The following is a 26,687-nucleotide window of genomic DNA, read 5'->3' on the forward strand; positions in this document are numbered from 1 at the left end:
CGAATTGCAGGTCAGCCCGTAAGGTTTTCCATCCGCCGTGACCGCCGTGATGATGGTGACGCCGGTGGCGAAGGTGCCGAGCGCGGTGCGAAAATCGCGGGGATCGATCGCCGCATTGTCGCTCGCCAATTCATTGGCGGGGTCGGCCGGATGTTTCGGTGCGTCAGACATCCGCCAGGCCTCAGAGCGTCAGGTTTTCGGACGGCAGGCCGAGCGCCACCCGGCCGTAATTGGTGCCTGCCGCATCGAAATTGAAGGCGAGGTGCGAATTCACCGCATGCGCATCGCGGAATTGCCGCTGCAGCGCACCTGACAGGAACAGGCTGCGCGCGCCGCTTGCCGCGAACAACAGCGACACGGCTTCCGTGCAAAGATTGACCGAGAACGCGCCATCGCGCCGCAGCCGCGTCTTGCCGGCAATATGAGGGATGTGGTTGCGCCGGGCGTCGCTCATCGCCGTGATGCAATTGGTGCGCATCAACAGCCGCGCCGCATCGATCTTGGCGGACGCCTCGGCGATCTTGATCTGGGTGCTCTGCATGTCGCCGACCTTGGCGCGGTTGTAGGTCGAAACCCGATGCCGCGCGAATTCGACGTAATCATCGAGGCAGGCTTGCGCATTGCCCAGCGCCGCCCCCGACAGCACATAGGGAAACAGCGAAAACACCGGCAGCGCATAGAGCGCGTTCGGATTGACCGCACTTCCCGGCGTCGGCCCGCCGGCGAGGTCGTGCACCGAAACCGACATCGGCTCGGCGACAAAGGCATCCTCGACCTCGACGTCGTTGGATCCGGTGCCGCGCAATCCAACCGCGTTCCAGGTATCCTTGACCTTGTAGTCCTTCCTGTTGAGCAGGAAAATCCGGTACTCGATGCCGTCAGCTTCATCCTCGGATGAAACGACGCTGGCCAGCATGTTCCACTCGCAGGACTGCACGCCCGACGAAAACGGCCAACTGCCGCGTAACACATAACCGCCATCGACCTTGCGGGCGCGGCCGGCCGGAAAGATGAATGAGGATGCGATCAGCGCGTTGACGTCCCTGTTCCAGACCTCGTCCTGCGCGCGCTTGTCGAACATCCCCAGCATCCAGTGATGGCTGGCGAGGTTGGCGAAATTCCAGGCGACCGACGCATCGCCCTGCCCGAGCACGTCGGCGCAATCGACCAGCGCGACATAGTCGAATTCGGAACCGCCGACGCGTTTGGGCTGCATGATCCGGAACAGGCCGCTGTCGTGCAATTCGCGCTCGGTCTCCGGGGGCAGACGCCGCAACTCCTCGGTCCGGGTCGCGCGGTCGCACAGTTGCGGAACCAGCGCCCTGGCCCGCGCGATCATGCCCGCATAGGCAGGCTGATCGCCTTCCGCGCCCTGGGACGGACTTGTGTTCGGATGCTCGCCAGCGTTTGCCATGCCACCAACTGCCATGTGTAAGACCTCGCTACCCCGCTCGTCTCTCGGCGAGACGCAGGGTGTTGATCGACAGATGGTTGAAGCCCAAATGGTTGAAGCCGGAAACCTTCATCGCTCACATCCCCTGTGACGCAAATGCACCGCACTGCAGCGAGATCGACTGAGGCGACCCGATGCTTGTTTATCGTTTGATCACTCCTTATTCAAGATGCGCCGCATTAACCTGCGCCAGCGCCCCTTCGTCCACCAGGAGATCGTCATGAGCAAGACCGTTGGAATCATAGGCCTCGGCATCATGGGAAGCGCGATCTCCCGCAATCTGGTCGAGCGCGGATGGCGGGTGATCGGCTTCGATATCGATGCGGCGCGTACCGCCGAACTGGCGCAGGCGGACGTCACCATCGCCGGGGATATCCGTGAGGTCGTGCGCGAGGCGCCCATCGTCATGACCAGCCTTCCGACGCCTGCGGCGGTCATTGATGTAGCGCGGGCCATCGCCGGCTCCGGACAGCCACCGCGAATTGTGGTCGAGCTCTCCACGCTCACGATCGCCGACAAGCTTCGCTTTGAAGCCATCCTGAGCGAGGCCGGCCACATTGCGCTGGACTGTCCGCTGAGCGGGACCGGCGCACAAGCGAAGATGCGCGATCTCGTGGTCTATGCCAGCGGCGACAGCAACGCGATCGCCCGCTGTGCTGATTTGTTCGCCGACTTCGCCAAACAGAGCGCCGACCTCGGCGCGTTCGGCAACGGCAGCAAAATGAAATTCGTCGCCAATCATCTGGTTGCGATCCACAACGTTGCCACCGCCGAGGCGATGGTGCTGGCGGAGCGCGCCGGGCTCGATCCGAAAATGGTGGTCGATCTGGTCGGTCCGGGCGCCGGCGGCTCGCGGATGTTCCAGATGCGTGCGCCGATGATGGTCGAGCGGGTGTATGAACCCGCCACCATGAAGGTCTCGACCTGGAAAAAGGACATGGCGATCATCGCCGAATTCGCCGAGGGCGTCGGCTGCGCAACACCGATGTTCACGTCGACCCAAGCCGTCTACACCGACGCGATGGCGATGGGATTAGGCGATCAGGACACCGCCGCGGTATTCGAAGTGCTGAAGAAAACCATCGTCACCGAACCTAAATCCGGCTCGCGCAAATAGCCGCAAGGTCCGCTGCCGCACTCAATGCTTGGCGGTCGCTTTAAAGTCCGGTTGCTCGTACGGATGCGAGCTCGCAAAGGCCGGTATCGCGAACAAGCGGTCCGACAGCGCGGCGACCGCCGGAAAGGCGTTCAGTCCGAGTTTGACGTATTGTCCGGTAATGACATGACCGGCGATGCAGATATCCGCCAGCCCCGGTTCGACGCCGAGCGCAAACGGCGCCGGCGCACGCTGCGTCAGCAGCCGTTCATAGGTCGCCAGTCCCTCGGTGGTCCAATGCCGGCCCCATTGCTCGATCGCTTTTGCATCGGCGCCAAAGGTGTCGGCGAGATGGTTGCGAACGCGGGGCGTCACCAGCGGATGGGCGTCGGCAACCGTCACCAGGGCCAAGGCGCGCGCATAGGCCCGCTCTTTCGGGTTCGCCGGGACCAGCCGCGGTTCGGGCTGGATATCGTCGAGATATTCGATGATCGCCAGCGACTGGAAGATGGAATGGCCGTCGTGAATGAAGGTCGGCACCACGCGCTCGACATTGATGGCCTCGTAATCCGGCTTGAATTGTTCGCCGGAGAGGATGTCGATCGAGGTTTCCTCGAACGGCAATCCCTTGAGCCGAAGTGCCGCCCGCACCCGAAATGACGCAATCGACCGCCAAAATCCGTAGACCTGAATGCCCATCGCTTTACCCCTCGATCGATGCTCCGGCGGCTGTTTCCGTCGCCGGTTCGCGGCCGTCAACCTATCAGGGAATCACAATCCCGTTGGCCGTCGGAACGCACGGCCAAGCGCCGCATTGTCCCGCGATGCCGAGATATCATTTCGACCTGATTGGAAAGCGGACGGTGCTGGACCTCGCCGGCCGGGACCTGTCGGATGATATGCTGGCGTCAGATGTCGCGGATCGTCTCGCCAATGAGCTCTATTCGGTGCGGCCGGATCTGCGCCGGCAGCACTGCTCGATCCTGGTGACGGACGAGGACGGCGACGAGGTCTGCCGCTCCCCGATCTGGAATCCGGTACGGGATTAAGCTCGTACATCAACCTTGGCCGCGGTGTCGCGGCCAGGTTCACGGGGTTTATTCAGCCGCAACCTTGCTCGACTTCTGGGCAGCCGCTTCCCGATCCATCACGCTGCGGCAGCCGGCGCTGAGGTTGGCGCGGTTCTTGACCATGCAGGCCGTGATCTTTGGAATGTTGGGAATTTCGGAGCTGCACAGGCGGAAGGCGTCGCCGGTGCACATCTGCTGCGCCTCGGCGCTGAACGCAAAGCTCGAGGTCGACGACAGCGCCGAGATGGAAACGGCGAACGCCAGTATCAAGCCGGCCTGACGAAGGGTCTGGGTGCGGAAGTTGGTCATTTTCGGCTCCTGTGTCGGCCGCGGGTCGCGGCGTGTTGTCGATGGTGGAGTATTGCCCGAGTGCTCGATGGTTGGATGTGACGGCAGTCACACCGCCGAATTGGCTACCAGTAGACGCCGTGCCGATGCAGTTCGGAGATGATGCGGGCTTCGGTCGAGGGATGCCGGCGCTTCGGCTTTTCGGCCGTCGCGATGTCCTTCGACATGACCTTGGGCGCGTCAGCATTTGTCGATGCGGCCGGCTGGCATTGCGTTGCCGGTTGCGTGTCGACCACCGCGGGCCGCTCGACATATTTCGGCGCTTCCGCAGGCGGTGTCTCGGCAGGCTTGGTATCGACCGCTTTGGTTTCGACGGATTTGGCCGGCTCGTCGCTGGAAGCCAGCGTGAGACTTCGCTGGCCGCCGGCGTGCGCCGTCGCGGATACCAGAACCATCGCCGTAATCAGCATGAACTTGCGCATGTCATCCTCCATGTTTGTTCGAACAGGAGAATAAGACGGCGCTGCCGGCCGCTATGTGATGTACATCACGCAAGCAATCCCGGCAGGGATATCACGGGCGCTTAGAGGTAGCCCTCGCCGGCCTCGGCGGCGAACCGGCCGGGGTCGCCTTCCCAGACGATCCGTGCATGTTCGAGCACATAGACCCGGTCGGCGTGCGGCAGCGCGAAGGTCACGTTCTGCTCGCCGAGCAGCACCGTGATCGGCGTGGTCTGGCGCATTTTTTCCAACGCCTTCGACAGCAGTTCGAGGATGACGGGCGCCAGCCCCAATGTCGGCTCGTCGAGGATCAGTATCTTGGGCTGCATCATCAGCGCGCGTCCGATCGCCAGCATCTGCTGCTCGCCGCCGGAGAGCGTTTGCGCCAATTGTCCCTGGCGCTCCTTCAGAATCGGAAACAGCTCGAACAGCCAGGCCAGTTGTTTCTCCCTCGCCTCGTCGGTCAGATGCTGGCCGCCGAGATCGAGATTTTCCCGCACGCTCATCTCGCCGAACAACTCGCGCGACTCCGGGCACTGGACGATGCCGCTGCGGGCGATGCGCGCGGCACTGGTGCCGCGCAGCTTCTCGCCGCCACGAACGATCTCGCCGGTATAGGGCAGGAAACCCGAAATGGTGTTGAACAGCGTGGTCTTGCCGGCGCCATTGAGACCAACGACCGAGACGAACTCGCCCTCGTGAATGTGGATCGAGACGTTGTCCAGCGCCTGGGCCTTGCCATAGTAGACGCTGACGTTTTCGACCTGCAGCAGCGGCACCTTGTCCTTGAAGTTGGTTTCGGGGCGCGCCGATGTCTCGATCGCCCCGCCGAGATAAACGCGCCGCACGGTCTCGTTCTTCATCACGTCTTCAGCGCGGCCGGTGACGATCTCCTCGCCGAGATACATCGCCAGCACGCGATCGACCAGCGCCGCGACGCTCTTGACGTTATGGTCGACCAGCATCACCGCGCGGCCTTCATCGCGAAAACTGCGGATCAGTTCGGAGAAGGTGCCGACTTCGGCCAAGGTCAGCCCGGCGAAGGGTTCATCCACCAGCACCACCTTGGGATCCCGGGCGATCGCTTTGGCCAATTCGAGCCGGCGCAAATCGGCGAACGGCAAGGTTGGCGGACGCCGGTCCATCACCGCGCCCAGCCCGACGCGGTTCGCAATCCATTTCGCCCGTTCCGTCAGCGCCTTGTCCGCGAACAGCATGAACAGGCTGTCCGGCAGAAGTGCTACCATGATGTTCTCGAGCACGGTCTGCCGGTTGAGCGGCCGCGAATGCTGGAACACCATGCCAAAGCCCTTGCGCGCGATCTTGTGCGCGGGCAGGCCGGCGATGTTTTCACCCTGGAAAACCACCTCGCCGGATGTCGGCCGCTCGATGCCCATGACGCTCTTCATCGCGGTCGACTTGCCCGATCCGTTGGGACCGATCAGGCCGAAGATTTCACCCGGGCGCAGATCGAAGTTCAGGCCCTTGACCGCGGTGAGACCGCCGAAGCGCTTGGTCAGGCCGCGAACTTCGAGGATCGGAGTGTTGTTCGGGGTCGAATTCATTACGAGCGGGCCTCACGCGATAAGGCCGCTCCGAGGAAACCGCCCGGGAAGAACAAGATGACGAGCAGAGCCACCGCCGAGACGATGAAGGTGGCCAATTCGCCGGTCGGCCGCAGCACTTCACCGGCCACGATCAGGAAGATCGCGCCCAGCGCCCCGCCGAGCACCGTGCGTCGGCCACCCAGCACCGCAGCCACGATGACGTTTACCCCGACGGCAACGTCCACCACAGTGCCGACCGACGCGGTGCCGAAATAGAACACCAGCAATGCGCCGGAAAGGCCTGAGAAAAACGCGCTGACGACAAAGGCCGCGAGCTTGTGCTTGACGATGTTGAAGCCGAGCGCGCCGGCCTGCACCGGATCCTGTCCGCTCGCCTGCAGCACCAGGCCGATCGGCGATTGCGAAAGCCCGTACAGGATAACCGCGCTAATCGTCATGAAGCCGAGCGCGATCCAGTAATTGGCGTTGGCGTTGATGGTGATGACGTCGGGGATCGTCAGGCCGATTTCACCGCCGGTCAAATCGGCGAACACCACGATAAAATTCTGCAACATCAGCACCGCGACCAGGGTGGTCAGTCCGAAATAAGGACCGCGCACCCGCAGCGCCGGCAATGCGAGCACAAAACCCGCGACCACCGACGCCAGCGCGCCAAGCACGATGCACAGATAGACCGACCATCCATACTGATTATTGAGGATGCCCGCGGTGTAGGCGCCGACCCCGATCAGGAAGGTCGGGCCGAAATTCACCTCACCGGCGAAACCGAACAGCAGGTCCCACGACATCGCGAAGACGCCGAAATAATAGGCCACCGTGAGCAGGCCAAGAATGTAGCCGGACACATAGAGCGGCAAGGTCGAGGCGATGATGACGATCGCCAGCGAGATCAAAAACAGCCGCGATTTGAAAAAGCCGGCCATCCTCATCGCCTCCCGAGCAGGCCTTGCGGCCGGATATACATCACAACGACCAGCAGCAGCAGCGCCGGAATGGTGCGGTAGGCCGGCGAGATCAGATAGGCCGTGAGGGTCTCGAGGTAGCCGACCACGAAGGCGGCGATCAGCGAGCCCGATACGCTGCCGAGGCCGCCCAGCACTACGATCGAGAACGCGCTCGCGGTGAGCGGCCCGACGCTATAGGAGCTGACGCCGAGGAACATGCCGAGCAGCACGCCGGCGATGCCGGCCAGGATGCCGTAGATCGCCCACACCACGACATAAATGCTGGTCAGTTCGAGCCCGAGCAGCGTGACCCCGCGCGGATTCATCGACGCCGCCAGAACCGCTTTGCCGGTTCGGGTGCGGTTGACCAAGAGCCACAGCAGGCCGATCACCAGACAGCAGACCACCGCGGTGAAGATTTCGTTCTTCGGCGTGCGCACGCCGGCGAGATTGACGACGCCTTCGACGATCGGCAGCACCGTCTTGGCGTTGTTGGTGAAGAAATACGCGATCAGTTCCTGGATCATGATCCCCCACAGCAGGGTGCCGGTGAGGACGAAGATCTCTTTTTCCTCGTTGGCGATGCGGCGCGATTTCTGGATCGGCTGCACCACCGCGAAATAGGTCGCGAACGCCGCCACCAGCGCGACAGCGACGCCGATCAACGCTCCGGCGTAGGTGTTGACATGGAACACGCTCGCGGCGGCCCAGGCCGCCACCGCCGCCAGCACCATGATGGCGCCATGCGAAAGATTAAGCACGCCGGAGACGCCGAAGATCAGGGTAAAGCCGGTCGCCCCCAGCGCATACAGCGCACTGATGGCGAAGCCGTCGATCAGGATTTGCAGGATGAGCATGGATGATGGCCGAGCAGCAGGGCTGCCTCACTCTAGGAACGACAAATATGAAAATGCTCCCGGGCAATCCCCGGGAGCGTGATCGTTCGAAAACTCAGTTCGCCGTGACCTTGATGAAGCTCGGGAACTTGAGCTTTCCGTTCGCGACTTGCTGCGGCCAGACGCTCACCTGCTTGCCGTCCTGCCATTGCAGCATCAGGCCGGTGATCAGGCCCTTGCCGTATTTCAGGCCGTGGGTGAATTCGTCGTCCTTGCCGTAGAACTGGATGCGACCGATGGTGCCTTCCCAATCGGTCTTTTCCAGTGCATCGACCATCTTGTCGGGGTCGGTCGAACCGGCGCGCTTGATCGCATCGGCGAGGTAGTAGACCTCGTCATACGAAGTATAGCCGGCATAGGAAGGATAGTTGCCGAACTTCTTCTTGAACGCCTCGGCGAACGGAATCGACTTCGGCGTCACCGCCACGCCCGGACCGGAAACGCCCTGATAGAGCACGCCGTCGGAAGCGTCGTTGGTGTCCTTGCCGAAGGTTTCGTTGGTCGCCTGCGAACTGATGCCGAGCATCGGTATCGGCACCTGCTGGTTCTTCCATTGCACCGTGGGCTGCACGCCGACGTGGGAAATGCCGGTGATGATCACGTCCGGTTTTGAGCCTTCGATCTTGTTGAAGATCGGCGTGAAATCGGTGGTGTCGGGCGAGAAGCGGATATGGTCGAGCACCTGGAGACCGATTTTGGGCAGACAGGCCTCGTAGCCGACATCGAGCGGCTTGGTCCAGGCCGCGTCCTCGCTCATGATGACGGCGGTCTTCATGTGCTTTTGATCGACCAGAAGCTCCTTGGCGGCGTCGCAGACCGACAGCGCCAGCGAGGCCGAGGTCAGATAGCCGTGGAAGGTGTATTTGTTCTTTTCGTAGTCCCGGTGAACGCCGAGCGGAATCTCGTTGGAGGCAGCGCCCGGCGTGACAAAGGGTGTCTTGAGGCGCGAGGCCCACGGCATCAGCGCCAGCACGACTTCGCTGATATAGCTGCCGATCACGGCGTGGACTTTGTCTTCGTTGACGGCGCGCTGGAAGGCGCGAACCGAATCCGCCGAAGAGCTGTGATTGTCATAGGTGACGATCTCGATCATCCGGCCATCGACGCCGCCCTTGGCGTTGATCTCGTCCGCGGCTAGCTGCGCCGCCTGCGGGATCGAAGCGCCGGCAATGGCCTGCGCTTCCGCGATCACGCCGAGCTTGATCGGGTCGGCAGCGAGCGCCTGACCGGAGACCGTTGCCAGCAGGCCGAGGGCGGTCGCTCCGAGAAGCCCCCGCATTGACCAAAAAACGGGCGGTCGGGATGATTTCGTCATATTGGTTTCTCTCCACTCGATAGGCTTCTTACTTTATCGGCCGGCATTCTAACCGCGCCCGCGCGCCCGGCAAGCGAAACTGCGGGCAAATACCCTCTGGATAGCGCAACTTAAGTAGGTGGGGACGATCTCGATGCGGCCGTCGCGGCGGTATGCGCCTGCCCCCGCATTGGGGTCCTCGCATCCGGAACGCTAACAGCAGCGTCTACAGAAACAGCTTCAGCACGTCGCTTGTCGCGCGGCACTTACACACAGGTTTCCACAGGCCGCAAATCTCCAGCTCACGATGATTTCACGGCCGTCTCGCCAGTCTCTCGTTGCCTGACAGCAGGGAGAAACTTTCGTGCAGAAAGTAACACAAGCGTTCGCGCTCCCGATTCTAGCAACTGCGCCGATCGACGGCCCTGTCGGCGCGCAGGAAATACCGGCGGGCTTCCGACACTTTCTCGGTACACCCAAACCTGCACAGCGCTTCAAGGCCTATGGCATCGACCCGTTGGACGCGCCGGGACATTCGGAAAAAGTTCGCACGTTGATGAACCGCTTGTCGCGGCGGATGGATGCGGCGATACCCTGGCCTGTCCATCGCGACGCCACGATCGAACGCTGGGAAAATCCCGGCATTCCCTCGGGCTACACTTACCTATTGCAATTTGTCGCGCATGATCTGGTTCATTCGGCGATCCCGCTTTCGGTTACGGGAACGCTTGGCGCCGATACTGCGAACGCCCGACGCTCGGCCCTCAAGCTGGAAACCCTGTTTGGAAGCGGCCCCGTCGGCTCCCCCTTTGTGTATGCCCAGGATACCCCGAACGACGAGCAGCGCACCAAACTGCGGCTTGGCCGCATGCGCTGGAAGGACAAGGAGGTTGAATCCGGCTGCCCGTTCCGCGACATCGCGCGGACGCCGGCCGAGAACGTCACCGGGATAGACCGAGGCATTCCAGGACGGCGCGTTGCGCTGACGGAAGCGCTGGTCGCCGACCCCCGCAACGACGACCACGCCTTGATGTCGCAGCTGACCGCGCTGTTTGCATTGCTGCACAACGGCCTCGTCGACATGGTTCGCCGTGGCGAGCCCACCACCGGGATCAACGCGAATTTGGGCGCGGCCTACAAGCGGTTTCTGTGCGCGCGCGACGCGCTGACCACGATCTATCACAACATCATTCGCAACGACCTGATGAAACGGATCATCGATCCGGCGATCTACGCCGCCTACTCCGCCGCGGCCCCCGCCTTGATGGACCGGCCAACCGATTTCGATATCGGCGCTGCGACCGCCGGCCGGCGCGCGCGAGATCAATGGCAGATTCCGCTCGAATTTTCCCACGGCGCGTTCCGTTTCGGCCACGCCATGGTGCGGCCCGAGTACGTCATCAACGATCTCTCCACCCACGATCTCATCAATACGCTGGAGAAGACGTCCGCCAGCGATCCCGTCAACATGCCGTTGGATTCGTCATGGATCGTGCGATGGTCGCGTTTCTTCGAGATCGGGGGATCGCGGCCCAATTTCAGCCGGCGCATCGGGCCGCAGCTCAGCGATGGGCTGGGCCACGACAAGATCTTTCCCGCCGTCGATCAGACCAACCGCGTCGGCCTGCTCTATCGCGATCTCCTGGGATCCACGCTGGCCGGCCTATGGTCGGTGGACGCGATGATCGCCGAGATTTCGAGGCGCCGGCCGCAGTTCATCCGCCTCTCCCGGCTGCTCGCCGATCGCGCCTACCGGGTCAGCCAGATCCGCGAATGGCTCGCCGCCGAGCCGAGCTATGGCCGATTGACGTCCGACGACATCGAGACGCTGGCGAACGATCCACCACTGCCGTTCTTCGTATTGTTCGAGGCCATGCAGCAGCCCGAAACGCAAGGATTGCGGCTTGGCCTGCTGGGTTCGATCATCGTATCGGAGGTCATCTTCGGCGCGCTCGAACATAACGAGCTTTCGGTCGCCCGCAACGCGCACTCGCTTGGCGAAGCGCTGGCGGCGATCTCCGCGCAGTATTACCCGACAAATGTATTTGAAGGCATACCCGAAATTGCCGGCATGGATCAACTGGTCGAGTTCACCGCGGAAATCGGTGATCTGCGCCAGGCTGTGCCCGCATTCCTGTGAGGCGGAATTATCCAACTCACGCAACCCTGGAGGACTGACGATGGCGATCGAAAGAATGGTAGTGACGAACCATGAGCGTTGGGGCAACCTGGTGAAGACCTGGTCGACCGGCAAGAACTATCTCGACGATAGCAACGAATATCCGATCCCGACCAGCGTCGACGAGTTCAAGGAGCAACTCGCCAAGGCGCAGGTCTTCATGACGGTGCCGGACCGCTTCACGCAGATCAAGTTCGTGGCGCAGGACATGGATACGATCGTGGTACGGCTGCCGCCGAAGTTTGCGATCGAAGATTCCGAGGAACGGCTCAGCCAGCCAGGCTCAACCTATCCGATCCCACCGTTCTACAAGCGTCTGTTCAACGGCATGGATCCCGTGATCCCGGAAGCAGAAAAATTCAAGGTGCATGCCGAACGCATCGGCGATTATACGATCAGCTACTGCGCTTAAAATTAGATAATTGAGCAATACCCGCGACCGGAAGCCCTGCGCCACCCAAAGCATCGCGCAGGGCTTCCCACCGTGCATCCACAGTGATGGGATGCCCCTGCAGCGTCCAGCGTGTCACGGCCTCGTCGGTCGGCGCAGACGGTCCAACCCAGAACGACCGGATCCCGTTGATGAACCGCCGAGCTTCTTCCTGTGCCAGGATCACCTCCCCAAGACGGAACAGCGTCGCGGCTCGCCATGCGGGCACAAGATGCGTGGCGCCATGCGCGCGGTCGCTGGCGGCAAGAGCCCCGGCATAGTCGCCGCAGATGAAGCGGATGGTGCCATGGTAGGCCCATCCAAGATATGAGGGCGCCGGCGAAAGCGCGAGCGACTGCTCGGCCAATCGCGAAGCCTGCTCGATGGATCCACAGAAAGCGTAATAGTGCGCGGCGGACAACAACGTCCACGGATCGTTGTCGTTCAGTTCGCAGGCGAGTTCCATATGCGGCGCCGCCTCGGCCTCCCGAAGCGCCATCACATAAGACCAGCCGCAGCACAGATGCGCCCTGGAGTCGACCGGATCGAGTTGAACGGCGGTTTTCGCGAGTTCAAGGGTGGTTTTTGCCTTGTCGAGATCGCGGAACAGACCGGCGTGAACAAGATGCTCGATGTTGTTCATCTGCACGAGGCTGCTGTAGCAGGGCGAGAACGTGGGATTTTCCCGAATGGCGTCGCCAAAGATGTCGACAGCCCGCCGCCAGCTCTCCGGGTCGAATTTTGTGATCAGATTCTGCCCGAGCAGCCAGCGGTCGTGAACCTCGAGCGAAACATCGGGTTCGCCCGCAAGCCGCATCAGCCGCTCCGCCGATAGCTGCACGTTCAGCGCGGTCGCGATCCGGCGGATGACGCGCTGCTGCGTCTCGAACCAGTTGTCGCGGTTCAACCGCAGGCTTTCGCTCCAGATGTAGACGCCGGTGGCTTCGTCCCGCAGCACCATCACCATGTTGATCTCGGCGCCAACCTGATACGCGGTGGTTTCGATGCAATATTGCGGCGTCGAATCCGCTAATGGCAGCACGGCCGCGGGGCTCGGGCGGTCGATCACGGTCCATTCACGGAAGCGCACGAGACACGCCGCCAGATGCAGGCTGAACCCCTGCACCAGATGGACATGATTGCCATCGACGGCATGCATCGCAAACGGCCGTAACACCAGGCGCATCTTGGCCGGCGGTGCGATGCGTCGAGCCGTCGAGGCGCCGGAAGTATCGGGGAGCTCGCGGCCCGTCCGCGCCTCGGGTTGATGCGGCGTGACGCTCGAGCTGACCGGCCGCTCAAAAACGCCAAGTTTGATCTCGGCCACGAGTGCTTCGGTCACCGGCGACGGCTCCATGCCGTAATCGCGATCCAGCAGATTCCACAGCCCCTTGTAGATACGCAACGCACCCGCGACATCGCCTTGTTCGGCGTGCATGCGCATCAAGTGGCAGCGGGCCTCCTCATGGGTCGGATCGATATTGGCGATGGCGGCTGCGATCTGGTCTTTGGCGCCCGCGGCAATGCTGGGCTCAACCAGTCCCGCATTGAGACTGCGCATCAGCCGGTCGAGGATGGTCTGGCGTTTGGCCAGCACCCAGATCCGGAATGATGGATCGAGGTCATCCATCCCCTCCAGTATCCGCTCGCCAAGGCGCGGGGTGTTCAACAACAGCGGATCGACGCCGCCGCTTTCCGCCAGCCGGACAATGCTTTCGATATCGACCTCGACCTTCCCGGCATCAAGACCGACCGAGAGCCTTTCGGCGGAAAAGCCGTTATATCCGGCGTCCTCGAAGGTGGAACGCAGTTCGCGCACGACCTGGCGCAGCGAAGCGCGTGCTTTTTCCTCGTCCGACCGGCTCCAGAACAGGCCGACCAGCCGTTCACGGCTTTCATGTTTGGTCTCGGTCAGCGCCAGATAGCTAAGAACGGCGTTCGCCTTCTGGGTCCGCAGTTCGATCGGACGGCCATCGAATCTGATGGCGAGACGTCCGACCAACGATACGGAAAGGCGCATAGCGGCCGCTGACACCACCTCCGTTTCCTCGTCTGCCGGTTTTCGGATGGTCGTGTGGTGCATCAAAAATTCCGTCGGAGATGATAGTTTTGCCCGACTATATCAGCAGGATGCCGCCGGTATACCTTTCCCCGCCACCCGTTTGCGTGATCGCGGCTGCCAGCCGCGGCGTGATGAGCTCGGAGGGCTCGAGTTGCAAACCGGGCGCAATGATACGGGCTGCCGGCACCGCAAAGCGCGAGCGCGTCAGGTCGACGCCGAAGGTTTCGATGCCCAATTGCTCCAGCCGTGTTGCGATCAGCCGCACCACGGCATTGGCGTCGGCAGCCTCGATCGGAAGATGAGCCACCGGCTCCGCCACCGGTTGCAGCAGCAGGCAGCGATCCGCATCGATCGCGGTCGCGCGGCGCTGATGAAGGCGGTCGCGCTCGTTGAGCGCGGTCTCTCCGCCCTCACGACGCTTGGCTTCGACGACCGCATAGGCAAGTTCGAGCTGGCACATTTCCACCGCGGCCGAACAGGCCGCCGCGGTCAGGGTCGGCCGCGCGGCAAGGCCAAAGGCAAAGCCGGAGCCATCGGCCTTGCAGGAGATCGCCACGACGCAGGGCACGCCGATGTCCGTCGTGATATCGAGCAACCAGCTCCGACGTGCCGTAGCATGTTGCCGCAGCCGCGACAGCCGGGCCTGAGCCGCGCTTTGGGCCTCGTCGCCGGCCGGAATCAATTTGCCGCGGCGGCCACCGCGCCACCAAAGCGCGGCGGCGTCGCGCTCGATCAGTTCAAGCAGGCCGTGCAAGGCTGCGTCGTCCCAGGATGTTCCGGCCGCCGAGCCGGTACTCAATGCAAACGGCGGCTTGATTTCCTGCTGGGCCGGCGGCCGCCGCAGGCACAGGTCCGTCGGCAGCAAAACCTCGATGCCATCGGTGATCCGTGTCGCGCGGTACCATGAAAGTTCTGCGTCGGCGCGCCATCGGCGGGCGGAAAACGTGGCGAGGAATTCGCGGGTCTGCGCGCCAAGTGAGGCCGCCGGGTCGCGGGCTCCCGGCGATACCAGGACGTCATCGCCGCTCTGCAATTGCGACAGATACTCGATACCCTCCCCGATGCATCCCTGAAATGCCTCCTGCAGCGAAAGTCCGACGCCGGAGACGCCGACCGCGGGAGATCCCGCATGCATGGGGTCGGCCATCGCAGGATCGAATTGCGCCCCGAGGCTGACCAGGCCGGGAGCATCGGGGGCGGCCAGTTCGAAAACCCGCAAGAACCGCGATGCCGCGTTCAACAGGTGGCCGCGCTGGCGCGTTTTGGGCTCGGCATGGCGGCCATCCGTCGCGGTTGCGGCGGCGTAGCCAAGCGCCTCCAGCAGGGAGCGAACATCGGGGTCGGCTTGCTGCGGCTCATCGACAAGCAGCGAGGAGGCCGCGCGTGCAAACAGATTTGCCATCCGATCTCCTGCCGTTTCACGATGGCCTCACGCCATCCGCGCAAAGTCCGACCAACGAGACTCCCACGCCCTGGAAGACGCTTACGCCTCGGAGAAAGATAATGCTCGCCAAAGCCTTTGTCGTTGCGATGGCCGCCGAGATTGCCCGATCGGACTACGCCAAGCCAACCCTGATCCGCAGCCGCAGCCGCGAATGGCTGATCGCGTGCCGCTGGGGGCCCGACGGGGAATACCTCTCGATCGCGACGGCCGGCGCCATGCTTGACGCCAACGGACGCGCGGCGCCCGACGCCATTGCGCCCATTCACAGCCTGTTCGGCTTGCTGGTTTCGGAATCGGAGACGGAGGCGTCCAGTACCTTCCTGCTGGTGCGCCAGTTGCCGGGTCCGGTCGAGCTTGCCGGCATCTTTTTCCCGGCCGACGGATATGCGCGACTGCAGCAACGTGAGACGATCAGTTTGGTCTCCAAAACCCGCTATTCGCATAGTTGCGGTTGGCAGGACGGCCGCGAGGTCCGCAAGGACATTCCCGATCCGGCGCCGTCCTCGGCCGAGGCGATGTCCTGGCACATCGAGGCCAACCGCTGCGACTGGATCGGCGAGTTCATCTCCGAGTCCATCGTGCGGGAGACGCGAGCGCGCGCTAACGCCTGAGCGCCGATTGCCACGGCGTCAAATACCGTGATTTCCCGGACGCGTCGCGCCCGCAGCAGATGGCCCGCCTCCCGGTGCCGAAAAACCCGGCACAACCATAGGCGTGAGATGGGCGGGACGCGCGATCTCTCACGCAGGACGTAGCGGAGAAATCTCGCGGGCCAGAATGCACCTGCCCTGTTGATCAAGCGTCACTGTCGCCTGCTGGGAGTGCAATGCGGTAAGAAAATTCTGCAAAACTAGGCGGCTTTGCTCGGAAAGCCCAAACAATCCGCGTATCAGATCGAAAAACCCCGGCTCCTCGCCGACATATAACAGCTCAAGCAACTCCGCGCTTGAGTAGCGTCCCAAGGCCGACAAAAGCCGTTCCGTCTCGTCGGTCGAATCATCCTCGTTTGAGCGATCGAAATTGTAGATTACAGCAGTCATGAGTGCCCCTTGGCTTCGCGACGGTCGATGGCAAGTCACAGCCAGAGTGCAGACTGCGGGTGTCAGCGTGAATTCAGCGTGATTGCAACAATGCGACCGGGCCGGACCTCAACGGAGCCAGGCCGGCAGTTGAGGTCTTCCCGTCTCAATCGATCGGCCGGAGGGTAAGTTCATCCGGCCGGGCTTTCACGAACCCGAAGCCGGCGTAGGCTTCCTGTGCGACTTTGGTCGCAAGGAAAGTGAGATAACGGTCCGCGTTCTCTCGGTGCCGGGCATTTTCCAGTGCGCCAACGGTGTAGGACACCTTGTCACGCAAGCTGTCGGAGGCCGGCAGTTCCACGCCCTCTATTTGGGCTCCCTGACGCAGGGCCTCCATCACCTCCGTCTTCCAGACGATGCCGACGTCGGATTTATCGTCCCGAATGCGTTCCGGGGTTTCCCGGTGATGTACCGCCGTGAACCAATTACGCTCCGTGGTTTGGCAGGACACGCATTCCTGCCCGTTCGCAATCTTCGGCCAGAGTCCGTGCCGCTCCAGAACGCCACGCGCATAAAATTGCATGATCCCCTCGTTGACCGGATTGGGCAGCGAGGTCCGGACGTCGTTGCGAACCAGATCGTCGATGCCGACGATGGCTTTCGGATTCCCTTTCGTAACCATCATCTGAAGTTCGTTATGCATGTAGATTTCGTAGCGATGCATCAGTCCGGCCGCCTTGAGCCGTTGCAGATGCCCTGTATCGACCGTTGCATAGATGTCGGGACCACCGCGATATGCCTTGTCTTTATAGGTCCAGCCTCCGGCCAGAATCGCCGAGACAAGCAAACCCGGGGGAAGCGTGAGCAGCCCGACGGTCACGCCGGGATAGGCCTTCTGAAAGGCGCCGATCACGTCATCCATCGCGAAAAACTGGTTTCCTGCAACCCAGACCACCAGGTTTGCATCGGACGTCATGTGTTCGAGCGCTTCGACGCCATTCAGGATTTGGCCGTCGGCCTGATAGAATTTGAGATCAGTGTCCTTGTTGGGCGGGATTGCCGTCAATTGCTGCGGCGGTTCGGCCTGTGCCGAGACACGCGATTGAAACCCAAGGACCGTCACCGCAAGCGAGATCCCCAGCATCAATCCGGGCGCCCAGCGCTGGCCTCGCCTGGCCGTGATCGCTTTATTCATGTCGTTCTCCTCGAATTTCCCGCGGACGCCGGCTCAACCCGGGATGCGGCGGCAACGGGAATATCGGATCGCCGCCGGTGTCACCTTGAAATACGGACGCGGCAAATACGCAAAGCCGGCGGAGCCGCCGCCGTTTCAACGGCTTTTTACCTTTTACTGCGGCGCTCGGCAGCATGGCGGCAATCTCGACAGGTCCCGTCACTACGGGTAGGGTCGAAAAAAACCATACCGGAGATACGCCGTTGCAGGAGAAGATAGAGCCGGGAATCAAGCTGAAACGCGACTATTACGCCGGCGGCCTGATGCTTGTGCTCGGCGTCGGCGCCGCGGTCATCGGCTCCGGCTATAAATTCGGCACCCTCGCCCGCATGGGCCCCGGCTTCATGCCGGTGATGCTGGGATGTGTCCTGGCATTTCTTGGGCTCCTGATCGCCGGCACCGCGCTGGCTTCATCCGAGCCCGACAACGGCAAGTTCCTGCCGGACAATCCGCAATGGTTCGGCTGGCTCTGCATTCTCGCCGGCCCCGCTTTTTTCATCGTGCTGGGAATATACGCCGGCATGATCCCCGCGGTGTTCGCCTGCGTCTTCGTCTGCGCGCTCGGCGACAAGACCGGAACCTATAAATCGTCGGCGGTCCTGGCAGCCGGCGTCACGGTGTTCGGCGTGCTGCTGTTCCATTACCTGCTCAGCATCCCGTTCCCGTTAATCCGCGGGGTCAACCTGTGATCTCGACTGCAATTACCGATCTCTATTACGGCTTCGGCGTCGCCCTCGAGCCGCATAACCTGATGTACTGCTTCCTTGGCGTGCTGGTCGGCAATCTGGTCGGCGTGCTGCCGGGGATGGGACCGGTGGCCACGATCTCGATTCTGCTGCCGCTGACCTTCGGGATGCAGCCGGTGCCCGCGATCCTGATGCTCTCCGGGGTCTATTACGGCGCGCAATACGGCGGAGCCATCTGCTCCATCCTGCTGAATTTGCCATGTCATCCACCGCATGCGGTGACCTGTCTGGACGGCTTTCCACTGACCAAGCAGGGCAAAGGCGGCACCGCGCTCGGCATCACCATCATCGCGGCCTTTGTCGGCGCCTCGTTCGGCATCACCGAGATGATTTTCCTGGCGCCGTTCCTGGTCAAGGTGGCACTCGAATTCGGACCGGCCGAAGTGTGCTCGCTGATGCTGGTGGGTTTGCTGGCGGGCTCGACCCTGGCCAAGGGATCGCCGCTCAAGGGCATCGCCATGACGGTTCTGGGCCTGCTGGTCGGGATCGTCGGATCCGACATCGAAACCGGGCAGCCGCGCTTTACCTTCGGGATCACCGAACTGTTCGACGGCGTCGAAATCATCGCGCTGGCGCTCGGCATGTTCGGTATCGCCGAGTTCATGAACAGCATCAACAACACCGAAACCGTGGACATGAAATATGCCAAGGTCGGCATCTCCGACATGTTCCCGTCGAAGGCCGACCTCAAGCTGGCGTTCTGGCCGATGATCCGCGGCACTCTGCTCGGCAGCCTCTGCGCGCTGATCCCGGGCACCGGGCCTACGATCGCGTCCTTTGTCTCCTACGCCACCGAGAAGAAGATATCGAAGACGCCGGAACGCTTCGGCCACGGCGCCATCGAGGGTGTCGCCTGTCCGGAGGCCTCGACGCACTCCTCGGTGCAGGGCGACTTCATTCCCACCATGAGTCTGGGCATTCCCGGCGATACCGTGATGGCGCTGCTATTGGGCGCACTCATCATTCACGGCATCGTTCCGGGCCCGCAATTGATCACCCAGCACGCCGACATCTTCTGGGGCCTGATCGCAAGCTTCTGGATCGGCAATATCCTGCTGGTCATTCTCAACGTTCCGATGATCGGCGTCTGGGTGAAGCTGCTCAGCATCCCGTACCGCTACCTCTATCCGAGCGCGATGTTCTTTGTCTGTATCGGGGTCTATGCCGCCAATAACGACATGTTCCAGGTCGGCGAGACCCTGGTGATCGGCGTCGTCGGCTACATCCTGCTGCGTCTCGACTTCCATCCGGCGCCGATCCTGCTCGGCTTCGTGCTCGGCCCGCGCTTCGAGGAAAACTTCCGCCGCAGCCTGCTGATCTCGCGGGGCGATCTGATGACCTTTATCGAGCGGCCGATCAGTGCCTTCTTCCTGCTGATCTGCGTCGTGCTGATCGTGGCCCAGGTTTATGTCTGGCTGCGCAAGCCGAAGATCATCGAGGAAGAGAGGGCGATCGAGCGGCAAGTGCCGACCACGCCCTATTCGGAGGTGGCCGAGTAGTCTCGGCCCTCTCATCGCGCCTCAACGGCAATCGCTTTCGCGCAGCCCTCAACCCGCCAGCAACTGGCTTGGTTCGCTCGCCCTCGGGAAGGTCGCGGTTTTAATCGGGGCGCCGGCTTGCAGCGAGACGTTGCATTCCAGAAAGCGCGAAGCGATTTCTTGCTGCGCCTTGTGGTGCCACATCTCGGCTTCGGCGAGCAGTCGCCAGCTTTCCAGCGGACGAAACACCGCGCTCTGGCGGCACAGGGATTCCATAGCACGGTAGCGAACGAGGTCGTTCATCTCTCGCCTCCAACCTGCCTGCACCGAACCATTTTACAGCCGATATCGGGACGGTGTCATCACGATTATGTACAGAAGAGTCTACCGCCGGAGTCTGGAACCGGATTGATTGGCCAATAGCAGGCGTTGACGACACGGGTAAGACGGTACACGCCCTGCGGGCATCACTTCCGCGGGACCGCCAGCGACGCCAGCGCGGAAACGTCAGCACTGCTGTCGAGTGCCCACACCGCATCGATCAATGGTGCGACGTCGTGTTGCGGTTCCCAGCCGGCGGCAGCCCTACGCAATTTATCCTCCAGCTCCGCATCGCTCATCGGATTGGCGTCGCTGCCACGCGATGCGGACTGCGACCGATGGTGGATCCGGCCGTCAGCCGTGGTTATTTCGACCGATGCTGCGATGGTGGAGAAAGCCGGATCGCGGATCAACTCGACTTTGCTGCGCAAGGCCAGCACGTCGGGATCGCGCACCCGCGCATTGCTGAATTCGTCCAGGCCCGCCTTGCCGGTCAGCAAGGCAACCGCTGCCGCATGCTGCACGCTGACCTGCGACTCGCGCCCGGTCGAAACATCGGGCCGGTCGGCGCGGTCGCCGAGCAGCGGATGGCCACGCACCACGATACGCGCGACTTCGGCTGTCGGATGATCAGCTCGCCAGTCCAGCACGCAATCGAGCACCGGATGGATCACAAAGCCGCACGGATACGGCTTGTAGGAAGTCGCCATCAGCTCCCAGCTCTCGCTCAGCCCCTCGGTGACCCGCGACAGATCGGGCGTCTCGGCGATGGCGTTGTAGTAGCCTTGAACCCCCGCGAGCGGTTCCGGCGGGCCATCAAAACCTTGTTGCGCCAGCAGCGCTGACCAGAGGCCGTTGCGAGCGGCGTTGCCGACGCTGGCGCTCTTGGCCGCGGTGCCCAGGCACTCGCACAGTCCGGCCGCCTGCGTCGCCGCGGTGCCGAGCGCCCACACCATCTGGCGCTCATCGAGGCGCAATAATTTGCCGGCGCCGCCGGCCGCGCCGAACACCCCGCAGGTCGAGGTGATGTGCCAGCCCCGGCTGTAATGGCTCGGCGAGATCGCAAGGCCGATGCGGGCCTGGATCTCATTGCCGAGGATAAAGGCCAACAGCAGATCAGCCCCGCTGACCTCTCGCAACTCGGCCAGCGCCAGCAGCGCCGGCGCCACCGGCGCGGTCGGATGGATCACCGTGCGCACATGGGTATCGCAGAAATCATGGACATTGGCGGCGGCGGCATTGAGGAACGCCGCACTCAGCGCATCGATGCGCTCGCAACGTCCCACGATCGTCGCCTGTTTGCCGCCGGAGAATTCGGCCAGCGAGCGCAGCGCGATCTCGACCGGCGCGGTGCGGCACCCCGCCAGCGCCACGGCGAAGAAATTGATCAGAGAGCGTTTGGCCTGATGCCGCACCGGCTGCGGAATGTTGTCCCACCGCGTCTCGACGACAAAGCGGGCCAGGCGCTGCGTCACGCCGGACGTTTGCGACATCATCATCCTCCCAATAGGGTCGCGAGCATTGGCTGGCTATCGCCAGAGCACAACAGGGCGTTCGGTAGACCGGGCAGGAAATTTTGCATTATGGTGACACGGCTCGATGAATACTGGGAGTAGAGACATTGGCGGTACCGGAACATCTGTTGCCGACGACGGTCGTTGGCAGTTACCCGCAGCCGGATTGGCTGGTGGATCGCCAGATGCTGTCGAAATCCGTTCCGCGAACCCGCATGACGCAGATGTGGCGGATTCCGGACGCCTATCTCGAGCAGGCGCAGGACGATGCGACGATCGTTGCGATCCGCGATATGGAGCGCGCCGGGATCGACATCGTGACCGACGGCGAGATCCGGCGGGAGAGCTACTCCAACCGCTTTGCCACGGCGCTGGAAGGCATCGACAGCGAAAACCCGGCCATGATCATGTCGCGGTCGGGCCTGCCGACACCGGTGCCGCGTGTCGTCGGCGCGATCCGGCGCACCGGCCCGGTCGAGCTGAGGGACATGGAATTCCTTCGCCGCAACACCGATCACGCCGCCAAGATCACGCTGCCCGGCCCGTTCACGATGAGCCAGCAGGCCAAGAACGAATTCTATTCTGACGACGAGGAACTCGCGATGGCGATGGCGGCTGCTGTCAACGCCGAGGCGCTGGCCCTGCAACAGGCCGGCGCCGATGTCATCCAGCTCGACGAGCCCTGGGTGCGCAACGACCCGGCGGCTGCCAAGCGCTACGCGGTGAAGGCGATCAATCGCGCGCTCCAGGGCATCACGGTCCCGACGGTGGTTCATGTCTGTTTCGGTTATGCGGCGGTGGTGCCCGGCGACAGCAAGCCGTCGGGCTATTCTTTTCTGGGCGAACTCGACGACAGCATCGCCGAGCAAATCTCGATCGAGGCCGCGCAGCCCAGGCTCGATCTCGGGGTGTTGAATGATCTGTCGTCGAAGAAGATCCTGCTCGGCGTGATCGATCTCGGCAATCCGGAAATCGAGACGGTTGCCGTGATCGCCGATCGTATCCGCCATGGCCTCAAATATGTTGCCGCCGACCGGCTGATCCCGGCGCCGGATTGCGGCATGAAATACCTGCCGCGCCACACCGCCTTCGGCAAACTGAAGGCGATGAGCGACGCGGCAGCGCTCGTCCGTCAGGAAATCAGTTAGCCGTTCTCCATCTCCTTGAAGGCCTCGCGCGCAATGCGGAAGCTGTCGATTCCGGCGGGAACACCGGCATAGACCGCGACCTGAAGGAAGATTTCCTTGATCTCGTCCTTGGTCAGCCCGTTTTTCAAAGCCGCCTTGACGTGCAGTTTCAACTCGTGCGGGCGGTTGAGCACGCTGATCATCGCCAGATTGACGATGCTGCGGCTTTTGCGATCGAAGCCGGGCCGGGTCCACAACGCGCCCCAGCAGAATTCGGTCGACCATTCAGCCATCGTGCGGGTAAACTCGTCCGCGCCGGCGATCGATTTGTTGACGTAGTCCTCGCCAAGCACTTCCTTGCGGACCTTCAGGCCTCGTTCAAACAGGCTGTCTTCGCTCATGGTCTGTCCTTTTCTCGTTGCTGCTGGTGGATGGGTTGGCAGATGAGGCGACTGGTTACAGCCAACCGGTGGCGAAGCACAGTCGTTTTTGCGTGTACTCTTTTGCGTGTCCTCGGAGGCGCCACGAGCATTGCGAATTGAAGCCGCCTTCAGTTGGTCAACGTTCCCCATTGCGACGCCATGCGCTCGGCGCCGCGTTGCGACAGCGCGAATATCGTGAAGGTCGGATTAGATGCGCCCGAGGTCGGGAAGATGCCGGGCCCGGCGACCCACAGGTTTGGAATCTCGTGGCTCTGGCCGTAGCTGTCGACCACCGAGTTATCGGCAGCGGTGCCCATGATGGTGCCGCCCATCAGATGGCTGGTCGGGATCGCCGCCTGACGGGATACCCACGCGTCCTTGGCGCCGCTCGCCTTGGCGACTTGCAAGCCTTCGTCGAGATTGGCATTCCACAACGCCAGCGCGTCCGCGCCGTAACTGTGGATCAGCCTGCCGAGCGGCATGCCGAACTCGTCCTTTTCGCTTGCCAGCTCGACCCGGTTTTCCATCTCCGGCTGGTCCTCGCCGAAGGTCTTGATCCCGGCAAGGCCGCGCGTGGCGCGCGTCATGTAATCGGCGAGATCCGGCCCGAACAGATCGGCGCGCGAATTGGCGAGATCCGTGGTCTTCAGCGCAAAGCCCGCCGTGACGAACGAACTGCCGAACGCGCCCGGATGGCTGGTCTTCGGATAGCGCGCGTACGACATGTACTGCACAGCAATGGTGCCCATGTGGTTCTTGATATCCTCGTCGAACATCCCCCATGTCGACGCCACATGATGCGTCATCATGAACCGCCCGACCAGGTCACTGGCATTGCCGAGACCTTTGGTATGTTTGTCGGTCGCCGAATTAAGCAGCAGCCGCGCGTTCTGCGCCGACCATGCGGCGAGCAGCACCACGCTTGCCTGCTGGACCTGCTTTTGCTGCTTGTCGTCGTAATATTCGACGCCGGTCACGCGGCTGCCGGCGGCGTTGGTCAGGATGCGCGTCGCCGTCGAGAACGCGCGAACCTCGGCGCCGGCTTGGCGCGCATCCCCCAGATACGTGACCTGCGGATTGGCCAGCGCCCCGATCGGACAGCCGACGTGGCACCAGCCATCATAGAGGCATGCGGGCCGTCCGTTGAATTCCACCGAGTTCATGCCGACCGGCGCCGGCACCATCGGAATTCCCACCGCTTCGAAGCCCTTCAGCCAGATCTCGCCACTGCGAAAGGTCTTCATCGGCGGCATCGGATAGGCTTCGCCGGGCGGCCGCCATTGTTCCTCGGCCTTGGCATCGCCGGACAGGCCGGTGACGCGCGCGACCTTGTCGTAGAACGGCGCGACATCCTGATAGGCGATCGGCCAGTCGTGCGACCGGTTATGCTCGCTTCTGACCCGGAAGTCGGTCGGCAGCAGCCGCGGAAAGTTGGCGTAGTAATGCAATGCGGCGCCGCCGGTGCCCCACCCGGCCTGGGCGGTGTATCCCATCGGATTTTTGCCTTCGAGCAGAATAGGCGCTCCGGCCGGCTTGATGCGACGGCCCCAGATCTCGGAGCTGATGAGATCGGAGAGCTCCCAATCGGGACCAGCTTCCAGCAACACCACCTTCTTGCCGGCTTTCGCCAGCACCGACGCATAGACCGAGCCGGAGGCGCCGGCACCGACGATGACGACGTCCACTTTCTCGTTCGTCATCTCACCACCTCTTTTCCGGCGGAATATGCGGCATGTAGGGAATGCCCAACGCCTCGTAGCCTTCCATCGTGCCGTAGACGACATCGACGGCATCGGCGCGCAGCACCGCGTAGACCAATGCGCCGGGCTTTCCGGTCCAGCCTTCGAGCTTGTTTTGCCGCATCAGGCCGACCAACGCATGCTGATCGCCGGCCGCAAGCCCGGCGAAATCCTTGCCGAACATTTGGCGGCTTGCGCCGTCGACGCTGACGATGGCCGCGCGGTAGAATTCGGCGAACGGCGGACGGAAGTTGAGGATGCGGGCCTGCAACAGGCTCTCCTGCGCCGGCACCGAAAGCTGTTGATCGATGAAGTGCGCGACGCCACATTCGCGCGCTTGAGGCACCAGCGTCTCGCCGAGCGCCTCCAGCGTTTCGCCCTGGTGGGCATCGAGCAGCCGGAACGGCACGCCGCGAGTTCTTGCTTCCCCCGGCGCCATCAGGATTTCGACGCCGCCGACCGTGAACGCCAGCGCGCCCAGGGTCGCACCCTTCACAAAGCCGCGCCGGCCCATATCCGCCATCGCCGTCTCCTCCCGGAGCTTTTTGTTTTTTCTCATCGCGAAAATTTTCGCATCGCGAAGATGTGCGGCATTCTGGGCAGCATGGGTTCCAAGTCAAGCGTTCCGGGGCGGCGCGACCGTTGCGAAAACGACGGACAGCCCCGCGCGCCAGGGCGATCGCGAAGTTCGCCCTGCCTCGTCACGTCGATGTGTTGGCTTCCAACGCCGTGCTGCATTATGATGATCGCCTCATCCGCACCCAGGACCGCCCCCATGCAGCAGCCATTCGACCGCGCCGCCGAAGATCTTGGCAACTCGATCCATTTCGAACACGTCAACGTCCAGGTGCCCGACCAGCGGCTGGCGACGCTGTTTTATGTCACCGGGCTCGGGCTGACCCGCGATCCCTATTTGATGGTTTCCGACGGCAACATGTGGATCAATGTCGGCCGCAATCAGTTTCATCTGCCGAGCGGCGATCCGCAGGTGCTGCGCGGCCATACCGGCATCGTGATCGCAGGGCGCGCGGCGCTGCTCGACCGCCTTGCGTCGGTCGCCCGCAAACTCGAAGGCACGGCGTTCTCGTTCCGCGAGCACAACGACTATGTCGAGGCGACCTGCCCCTGGGGCAATCGCGTGCGCTGCTATGAGCCGGACGCGACGCGGTTCGGGCGCATCTCGCTCGGCATTCCCTATGTCGAGTTCGAAGTGCCGGTCGGCACCGCCGAGGGCATTTGCGCGTTCTATCCCAAGATCATGGGCATGCCCGCCGAACTGAAGAACGGCGACGGCAGGCTGGCGCGGGTGCAGATGGGCAAGGATCAATATCTGCACTTCCGCGAGACCGACCGGCCGCAGCCGGAATATGACGGCCACCATGTGCAGATGTACATCACGAACTTCTCCGGGCCCTATCGCGAACTCGGCAAGCGCAACCTGATCTACAGCGAAGACAATCCCTACCAATACCGTTTCCGCGACATCATCGACCTCGACAGCGGCAAGCATCTGTTCACCGTCGAGCATGAGGTGCGCAGCGCCACCCACCCGATGTTCCTGCGGCCGCTGCTCAACCGCGATCCCGCGCAGAACAACCGCAACTACGCCCACGGCTACGAACAAGCGGCCTGGGCGATGCAGCCGGACGAGTACGACAAGCGATAGGGTGCGAAGCGAATGCCTTCGGACTCCGCAGGCGCACCGTCATCCTGAGGTGCGAGCTCTTGCGAGCCTCGAAGGATGGCCGCAAGCACAGTGCTGAACAGCATGAACCTCCTCCGAATTAGTGGACACCTGTAGTAGGCTTTAAGAGCCAGGAGGTGTCGAATGGTAAAGCATAAGCGACGGGCGTATGCGGACGA

Annotated in this window: 26 protein-coding genes and 1 pseudogene; 9 read left to right on the forward strand and 18 right to left on the reverse strand. The window is 62.6% G+C overall.

The genetic code is table 11. The features are described 5' to 3' along the window. Both GSQ88_RS35620 and GSQ88_RS12540 read right to left on the reverse strand, forming a co-directional pair. A pseudogene (locus tag GSQ88_RS35620) lies at positions 1–171 on the reverse strand (flavin reductase); the annotation flags it as partial. Positions 172–181: 10 nt separating this feature from the next. Beyond that, positions 182–1,414 (reverse strand): acyl-CoA dehydrogenase family protein, encoded by a 1,233-nt coding sequence (locus GSQ88_RS12540; protein WP_159008069.1) that lies wholly within the window; start codon positions 1,412–1,414, stop codon positions 182–184. 208 nt (positions 1,415–1,622) lie between these two features. On the opposite strand from GSQ88_RS12540, the gene GSQ88_RS12545 reads away from it, so the two are divergent. Further along, positions 1,623–2,570: an NAD(P)-dependent oxidoreductase gene (locus GSQ88_RS12545; protein ID WP_283810678.1), complete on the forward strand. Its 948-nt coding sequence runs from the start codon at positions 1,623–1,625 to the stop codon at positions 2,568–2,570. A 21-nt stretch (positions 2,571–2,591) separates the two neighbouring features. On the opposite strand, the gene maiA is transcribed toward GSQ88_RS12545, so the two are convergent. Continuing rightward, a complete protein-coding gene (maiA, locus tag GSQ88_RS12550; RefSeq protein WP_159008071.1) occupies positions 2,592–3,248 on the reverse strand; it encodes a maleylacetoacetate isomerase in 657 nt (218 codons plus the stop codon). A 125-nt stretch (positions 3,249–3,373) separates the two neighbouring features. Here maiA and GSQ88_RS12555 point away from each other — a divergent pair, with 125 nt between their 5' ends. Further along, entirely contained in the window at positions 3,374–3,598 is a 225-nt protein-coding gene (locus tag GSQ88_RS12555) for a DUF6894 family protein (RefSeq protein ID WP_210253795.1), read from the forward strand. Positions 3,599–3,646: 48 nt separating this feature from the next. Here GSQ88_RS12555 and GSQ88_RS12560 read toward each other — a convergent pair whose 3' ends face one another. From GSQ88_RS12560 to GSQ88_RS12585, 6 genes are all read right to left on the reverse strand, one after another. After that, positions 3,647–3,928: a hypothetical protein gene (locus GSQ88_RS12560; protein WP_159008073.1), complete on the reverse strand. Its 282-nt coding sequence runs from the start codon at positions 3,926–3,928 to the stop codon at positions 3,647–3,649. A 104-nt stretch (positions 3,929–4,032) separates the two neighbouring features. Further along, on the reverse strand, positions 4,033–4,389 hold the full coding sequence (locus GSQ88_RS12565; protein WP_159008074.1) for a hypothetical protein: 357 nt from the start codon (positions 4,387–4,389) through the stop codon (positions 4,033–4,035). A gap of 101 nt (positions 4,390–4,490) precedes the next feature. Beyond that, a complete protein-coding gene (locus GSQ88_RS12570; RefSeq protein WP_159008075.1) occupies positions 4,491–5,972 on the reverse strand; it encodes an ATP-binding cassette domain-containing protein in 1,482 nt (493 codons plus the stop codon). After that, positions 5,972–6,898 carry a branched-chain amino acid ABC transporter permease gene (locus GSQ88_RS12575; protein ID WP_159008076.1) on the reverse strand — a complete coding sequence of 309 codons (927 nt, stop codon included), beginning with the start codon at positions 6,896–6,898 and terminating at the stop codon, positions 5,972–5,974. Before GSQ88_RS12575 ends, GSQ88_RS12570 begins: the two co-directional genes overlap by 1 nt. A 2-nt stretch (positions 6,899–6,900) precedes the next feature. After that, a complete protein-coding gene (locus GSQ88_RS12580) occupies positions 6,901–7,776 on the reverse strand; it encodes a branched-chain amino acid ABC transporter permease (protein WP_159008077.1) in 876 nt (291 codons plus the stop codon). A 94-nt stretch (positions 7,777–7,870) separates the two neighbouring features. After that, positions 7,871–9,094 (reverse strand): ABC transporter substrate-binding protein, encoded by a 1,224-nt coding sequence (locus tag GSQ88_RS12585; protein ID WP_246735256.1) that lies wholly within the window; start codon positions 9,092–9,094, stop codon positions 7,871–7,873. Between the two features lie 379 nt (positions 9,095–9,473). On the opposite strand from GSQ88_RS12585, the gene GSQ88_RS12590 reads away from it, so the two are divergent. Both GSQ88_RS12590 and GSQ88_RS12595 read left to right on the forward strand, forming a co-directional pair. Then, a complete protein-coding gene (locus tag GSQ88_RS12590; protein ID WP_159008079.1) occupies positions 9,474–11,249 on the forward strand; it encodes a peroxidase family protein in 1,776 nt (591 codons plus the stop codon). A gap of 40 nt (positions 11,250–11,289) precedes the next feature. Then, complete coding sequence (locus GSQ88_RS12595; RefSeq protein WP_159008080.1) at positions 11,290–11,700, forward strand: hypothetical protein; 411 nt, start codon at positions 11,290–11,292, stop codon at positions 11,698–11,700. On the opposite strand, the gene GSQ88_RS12600 is transcribed toward GSQ88_RS12595, so the two are convergent. Together GSQ88_RS12600 and GSQ88_RS12605 are read right to left on the reverse strand one after the other, a co-directional pair. Further along, positions 11,684–13,738 (reverse strand): BTAD domain-containing putative transcriptional regulator, encoded by a 2,055-nt coding sequence (locus GSQ88_RS12600; RefSeq protein WP_210253796.1) that lies wholly within the window; start codon positions 13,736–13,738, stop codon positions 11,684–11,686. The genes GSQ88_RS12595 and GSQ88_RS12600 overlap by 17 nt on opposite strands. A gap of 97 nt (positions 13,739–13,835) precedes the next feature. Further along, positions 13,836–15,182: a YcaO-like family protein gene (locus GSQ88_RS12605; RefSeq protein WP_159008082.1), complete on the reverse strand. Its 1,347-nt coding sequence runs from the start codon at positions 15,180–15,182 to the stop codon at positions 13,836–13,838. Positions 15,183–15,310: 128 nt separating this feature from the next. On the opposite strand from GSQ88_RS12605, the gene GSQ88_RS12610 reads away from it, so the two are divergent. After that, positions 15,311–15,835 carry a hypothetical protein gene (locus tag GSQ88_RS12610; protein WP_210253797.1) on the forward strand — a complete coding sequence of 175 codons (525 nt, stop codon included), beginning with the start codon at positions 15,311–15,313 and terminating at the stop codon, positions 15,833–15,835. Between the two features lie 129 nt (positions 15,836–15,964). Here GSQ88_RS12610 and GSQ88_RS12615 read toward each other — a convergent pair whose 3' ends face one another. Together GSQ88_RS12615 and GSQ88_RS12620 are read right to left on the reverse strand one after the other, a co-directional pair. Further along, positions 15,965–16,264: a hypothetical protein gene (locus GSQ88_RS12615; protein ID WP_159008084.1), complete on the reverse strand. Its 300-nt coding sequence runs from the start codon at positions 16,262–16,264 to the stop codon at positions 15,965–15,967. 145 nt (positions 16,265–16,409) lie between these two features. Then, positions 16,410–17,387, reverse strand: a complete 978-nt coding sequence (locus tag GSQ88_RS12620) for a molybdate ABC transporter substrate-binding protein (RefSeq protein WP_210253798.1) — start codon at positions 17,385–17,387, stop codon at positions 16,410–16,412. A 293-nt stretch (positions 17,388–17,680) separates the two neighbouring features. Between GSQ88_RS12620 and GSQ88_RS12625 the strand changes: the two genes are divergently transcribed. Next, the gene (locus GSQ88_RS12625) at positions 17,681–18,166 is read left to right on the forward strand and encodes a tripartite tricarboxylate transporter TctB family protein (RefSeq protein ID WP_246735257.1); all 486 of its coding nucleotides are present in this window, start codon (positions 17,681–17,683) and stop codon (positions 18,164–18,166) included. Next, positions 18,163–19,722, forward strand: coding sequence for a tripartite tricarboxylate transporter permease (locus GSQ88_RS12630; protein ID WP_159008087.1), 1,560 nt, complete (start codon positions 18,163–18,165; stop codon positions 19,720–19,722). The genes GSQ88_RS12625 and GSQ88_RS12630 overlap by 4 nt, the downstream gene beginning before the upstream one ends. Positions 19,723–19,770: 48 nt before the next feature. On the opposite strand, the gene GSQ88_RS12635 is transcribed toward GSQ88_RS12630, so the two are convergent. Further along, entirely contained in the window at positions 19,771–20,004 is a 234-nt protein-coding gene (locus GSQ88_RS12635) for a hypothetical protein (protein WP_159008088.1), read from the reverse strand. 164 nt (positions 20,005–20,168) lie between these two features. After that, a complete protein-coding gene (locus tag GSQ88_RS12640; RefSeq protein WP_210253799.1) occupies positions 20,169–21,515 on the reverse strand; it encodes an MmgE/PrpD family protein in 1,347 nt (448 codons plus the stop codon). A gap of 128 nt (positions 21,516–21,643) precedes the next feature. Here GSQ88_RS12640 and GSQ88_RS12645 point away from each other — a divergent pair, with 128 nt between their 5' ends. Further along, a complete protein-coding gene (locus GSQ88_RS12645) occupies positions 21,644–22,684 on the forward strand; it encodes a 5-methyltetrahydropteroyltriglutamate--homocysteine methyltransferase (RefSeq protein WP_159008090.1) in 1,041 nt (346 codons plus the stop codon). Here GSQ88_RS12645 and GSQ88_RS12650 read toward each other — a convergent pair. From GSQ88_RS12650 to GSQ88_RS12660, 3 genes are all read right to left on the reverse strand, one after another. Beyond that, positions 22,681–23,064, reverse strand: coding sequence for a carboxymuconolactone decarboxylase family protein (locus GSQ88_RS12650; RefSeq protein WP_159008091.1), 384 nt, complete (start codon positions 23,062–23,064; stop codon positions 22,681–22,683). The genes GSQ88_RS12645 and GSQ88_RS12650 overlap by 4 nt on opposite strands. 149 nt (positions 23,065–23,213) lie before the next feature. Continuing rightward, positions 23,214–24,785: a GMC family oxidoreductase gene (locus GSQ88_RS12655; protein WP_159008092.1), complete on the reverse strand. Its 1,572-nt coding sequence runs from the start codon at positions 24,783–24,785 to the stop codon at positions 23,214–23,216. A 1-nt stretch (position 24,786) separates the two neighbouring features. Next, on the reverse strand, positions 24,787–25,347 hold the full coding sequence (locus GSQ88_RS12660) for a gluconate 2-dehydrogenase subunit 3 family protein (protein WP_159008093.1): 561 nt from the start codon (positions 25,345–25,347) through the stop codon (positions 24,787–24,789). A 252-nt stretch (positions 25,348–25,599) separates the two neighbouring features. Between GSQ88_RS12660 and GSQ88_RS12665 the strand changes: the two genes are divergently transcribed. Beyond that, positions 25,600–26,490: a hypothetical protein gene (locus GSQ88_RS12665; RefSeq protein WP_159008094.1), complete on the forward strand. Its 891-nt coding sequence runs from the start codon at positions 25,600–25,602 to the stop codon at positions 26,488–26,490. Positions 26,491–26,687 lie beyond the last annotated feature (197 nt).

Source organism: Bradyrhizobium sp. S69 (assembly GCF_009766005.1).
GTDB lineage: Bacteria > Pseudomonadota > Alphaproteobacteria > Rhizobiales > Xanthobacteraceae > Bradyrhizobium.

Excerpts from the sequence above, each read along its gene's own strand:
- GSQ88_RS12655 (WP_159008092.1), bottom strand. The coding sequence starts at position 24,785 with ATGACGAACGAGAAAGTGGACGTCGTCATCGTCGGTGCCGGCGCCTCC.
- GSQ88_RS12565 (WP_159008074.1), bottom strand. The coding sequence starts at position 4,389 with ATGCGCAAGTTCATGCTGATTACGGCGATGGTTCTGGTATCCGCGACG.
- GSQ88_RS12560 (WP_159008073.1), bottom strand. The coding sequence starts at position 3,928 with ATGACCAACTTCCGCACCCAGACCCTTCGTCAGGCCGGCTTGATACTG.
- GSQ88_RS12595 (WP_159008080.1), top strand. The coding sequence starts at position 11,290 with ATGGCGATCGAAAGAATGGTAGTGACGAACCATGAGCGTTGGGGCAAC.
- GSQ88_RS12650 (WP_159008091.1), bottom strand. The coding sequence starts at position 23,064 with ATGAGCGAAGACAGCCTGTTTGAACGAGGCCTGAAGGTCCGCAAGGAA.
- GSQ88_RS12570 (WP_159008075.1), bottom strand. The coding sequence starts at position 5,972 with ATGAATTCGACCCCGAACAACACTCCGATCCTCGAAGTTCGCGGCCTG.
- GSQ88_RS12610 (WP_210253797.1), top strand. The coding sequence starts at position 15,311 with ATGGCCGCCGAGATTGCCCGATCGGACTACGCCAAGCCAACCCTGATC.
- GSQ88_RS12555 (WP_210253795.1), top strand. The coding sequence starts at position 3,374 with ATGCCGAGATATCATTTCGACCTGATTGGAAAGCGGACGGTGCTGGAC.
- GSQ88_RS12665 (WP_159008094.1), top strand. The coding sequence starts at position 25,600 with ATGCAGCAGCCATTCGACCGCGCCGCCGAAGATCTTGGCAACTCGATC.
- GSQ88_RS12635 (WP_159008088.1), bottom strand. The coding sequence starts at position 20,004 with ATGAACGACCTCGTTCGCTACCGTGCTATGGAATCCCTGTGCCGCCAG.
- maiA (WP_159008071.1), bottom strand. The coding sequence starts at position 3,248 with ATGGGCATTCAGGTCTACGGATTTTGGCGGTCGATTGCGTCATTTCGG.
- GSQ88_RS12540 (WP_159008069.1), bottom strand. The coding sequence starts at position 1,414 with ATGGCAAACGCTGGCGAGCATCCGAACACAAGTCCGTCCCAGGGCGCG.
- GSQ88_RS12640 (WP_210253799.1), bottom strand. The coding sequence starts at position 21,515 with ATGTCGCAAACGTCCGGCGTGACGCAGCGCCTGGCCCGCTTTGTCGTC.
- GSQ88_RS12575 (WP_159008076.1), bottom strand. The coding sequence starts at position 6,898 with ATGGCCGGCTTTTTCAAATCGCGGCTGTTTTTGATCTCGCTGGCGATC.
- GSQ88_RS12660 (WP_159008093.1), bottom strand. The coding sequence starts at position 25,347 with ATGGCGGATATGGGCCGGCGCGGCTTTGTGAAGGGTGCGACCCTGGGC.
- GSQ88_RS12620 (WP_210253798.1), bottom strand. The coding sequence starts at position 17,387 with ATGCTGGGGATCTCGCTTGCGGTGACGGTCCTTGGGTTTCAATCGCGT.
- GSQ88_RS12585 (WP_246735256.1), bottom strand. The coding sequence starts at position 9,094 with ATGCGGGGGCTTCTCGGAGCGACCGCCCTCGGCCTGCTGGCAACGGTC.
- GSQ88_RS12615 (WP_159008084.1), bottom strand. The coding sequence starts at position 16,264 with ATGACTGCTGTAATCTACAATTTCGATCGCTCAAACGAGGATGATTCG.
- GSQ88_RS12580 (WP_159008077.1), bottom strand. The coding sequence starts at position 7,776 with ATGCTCATCCTGCAAATCCTGATCGACGGCTTCGCCATCAGTGCGCTG.
- GSQ88_RS12600 (WP_210253796.1), bottom strand. The coding sequence starts at position 13,738 with ATGCGCCTTTCCGTATCGTTGGTCGGACGTCTCGCCATCAGATTCGAT.
- GSQ88_RS12545 (WP_283810678.1), top strand. The coding sequence starts at position 1,623 with ATGCGCCGCATTAACCTGCGCCAGCGCCCCTTCGTCCACCAGGAGATC.
- GSQ88_RS12605 (WP_159008082.1), bottom strand. The coding sequence starts at position 15,182 with ATGGCAAATCTGTTTGCACGCGCGGCCTCCTCGCTGCTTGTCGATGAG.